Source organism: Streptomyces sp. NPDC058307, from assembly GCF_042880295.1.
Taxonomy (GTDB): domain Bacteria; phylum Actinomycetota; class Actinomycetes; order Streptomycetales; family Streptomycetaceae; genus Streptomyces.
The window spans coordinates 1-2,164 of sequence record NZ_JBHVYZ010000165.1; the positions used below are offsets into that span (position 1 = coordinate 1).

The 2,164-nt window shown below is 69.1% G+C and carries 3 protein-coding genes; 2 read left to right on the forward strand and 1 reads right to left on the reverse strand.

Going from position 1 to position 2,164, the window contains the following annotated elements; all coding sequences use genetic code 11:
- Window positions 1–320: 320 nt before the first annotated feature.
- Window positions 321–584 (reverse strand): hypothetical protein, encoded by a 264-nt coding sequence (locus tag ACFVYN_RS41290; protein WP_390008069.1) that lies wholly within the window; start codon window positions 582–584, stop codon window positions 321–323.
- Between the two features lie 400 nt (window positions 585–984).
- On the opposite strand from ACFVYN_RS41290, the gene ACFVYN_RS41295 reads away from it, so the two are divergent.
- Together ACFVYN_RS41295 and ACFVYN_RS41300 are read left to right on the forward strand one after the other, a co-directional pair.
- The gene (locus ACFVYN_RS41295; protein ID WP_023586116.1) at window positions 985–1,188 is read left to right on the forward strand and encodes a cold-shock protein; all 204 of its coding nucleotides are present in this window, start codon (window positions 985–987) and stop codon (window positions 1,186–1,188) included.
- A 261-nt stretch (window positions 1,189–1,449) separates the two neighbouring features.
- Window positions 1,450–2,164 (forward strand): DEAD/DEAH box helicase (locus tag ACFVYN_RS41300; protein WP_390008071.1); only part of this gene is annotated, 715 nt, incomplete at its 3' end.

A 2,164-nucleotide genomic window follows, 5' to 3' on the forward strand; every position in this document is an offset into this window, starting at 1 on the left:
GTAAGTCGTCCAGAGCGGTGAGTGGATCAACATCGGGCCGCAGCGAGCGAGGCTCGAGCACATGCTCGGCGGGCTCTGGGTGGGGAGGCGGCGGCGGCACACCCCTTCGAACAGGGTCTCGGACGTATAGCGATGCTGCCGGGTCAGTGTCCGGGTGACGACGCGCGGCACCAGGCGGTCGGCCCGCAGATGCGGTTGCAGCGAGTTGGACGTAGCGGTCGACGGCGTGACCGTCCCTGACAACCGGTGGGGTGCCGTCGGTGAACACGCAGGTGGGGATGGGGCGCACGCCGGCCTCACGCACCGCGCGGCGGGACCGCTCACGCGGGGGTGCCGCCGGGTGGACGAGGGCGGTTGCGGGAGACCCAGCGGTAGATCACGCGTGCGCAGGCGGGAATGCGGGGGAGACGGCCAACGGCCGTGAACGCGCAGTACGCATGCGACGGCGAGGTGCCCACGTCGTAGCGGGCCAAGGCGTCCGCCCCGCCCGCGAGGGCGGTACCGCCGTGCAGCAGCAGGACCTCACGGTCCAGCCGTTCGCGGTACGGCGACGTCGACTCGTCGGACAGGAACGGCCACGGCACCGCTTCCCATGCCGGTGCGGCCAGGGCCAGGGCCCGTCACGGATTCTCCGTCCAGTGCTGCAACAGGGTCTCGCCTTCGGGCGGGCGCGGTGTCCGCTTTCGGCCAGCCGAACGGGGCTCGGGTGTGGGCCACCAAGCTGCTTGGTGTCCGGCGTGTCGGCGATGCCGGATGCGGCCTGGTGCAGCCGACAGCTGCTGCTCGAAGTCCGCTCCGCGGGCCGACTGAGCGTGCGTCTGTGCTTCACATTATTCAATAACTGTGCCCGTGAGGTGAGATTTCAACCGGACACGCGGACAGGTTCTCTTGCGTGAAAAGCAGAGTGGGATTCCTTACCGCACACATGCCGCTGCGGCGTGCTACTGTCGATCTCAGTTGAAGGTGTGGTTGAAGGAGATATGCATGGCTGCCGGTACCGTTAAATGGTTCAACGCGGAAAAGGGCTTCGGCTTCATCGAGCAGGACGGTGGCGGCGCTGACGTGTTCGCCCACTACTCGAACATCGCCGCCCAGGGCTTCCGCGAGCTGCTCGAGGGCCAGAAGGTGACCTTCGACATCGCACAGGGCCAGAAGGGCCCGACGGCCGAGAACATCGTTCCCGCCTGACGCTCACGCGCACTTGCAGCTGGGGCCCGCATCCTTCGGGGTGCGGGCCCCAGCTGCTTGTATTTCCAGCGTTTCCCGCGGCGATAAACAGCGATAAATATCGCGTCCGCGCCGCGCGCCCACTCGTTTCAGCACCTGTGCCCGTACGCATTTTCCGTCGGCCAGGTTCGCTGCCCGTTCCACCGGCCCTTCTTGCAATTCACCGTGCTGCTCATCGCTGCGGGAATTCCTTGATATGTGCCGCATCGAGGAAGGTCCCGCATGAACCGCACACGCACGAACGACCGTTTCGCCCGCACCCGTAACGGCAGTGCCGACTCCGGAAGGGGTGGCAGCCGGTTCGGTTCGCCGGCCCCGCGCCGGTCCGGCGGGACGGGCCGTTCCGGTGGCCAGGGCCGCCGACCCGCCGCCGTACAGGGGGAGTTCGCCCTCCCCAAGTCCGTCACTCCCGCGCTTCCCGCCGTGGAGGGCTTCGCCGATCTCGACATGCCCGGGGAACTGCTGGCCGCGCTCGGCTCGGAGGGCGTGACCGTACCGTTCCCGATCCAGGCCGCGACCCTGCCCAACTCCCTTGTCGGGCGGGACGTCCTCGGCCGGGGCCGCACCGGCTCCGGCAAGACCCTCGCCTTCGGGTTGGCGCTGCTGGCCCGTACGGCCGGTCGGCGGGCCGAGACCAGGCAGCCGCTGGGGCTGATCCTCGTACCGACGCGCGAGCTGGCCCAGCAGGTCACCGACGCACTCACCCCGTACGCCCGCTCCGTGAAGCTGCGCCTGGCCACGGTCGTGGGCGGGATGTCGATCGGCCGGCAGGCGAGCGCGCTGCGCGGGGGCGCCGAGATCGTCGTCGCCACCCCCGGACGCCTCAAGGACCTCATCGACCGCGGCGACTGCCGGCTGGACCAGGTCTTGATCACCGTCCTGGACGAGGCCGACCAGATGGCCGACATGGGCTTCATGCCCCAGGTCACCGCCCTGC

Coding starts and splice junctions, on each gene's coding strand:
- ACFVYN_RS41295 (WP_023586116.1), top strand. CDS start 985: ATGGCTGCCGGTACCGTTAAATGGTTCAACGCGGAAAAGGGCTTCGGC.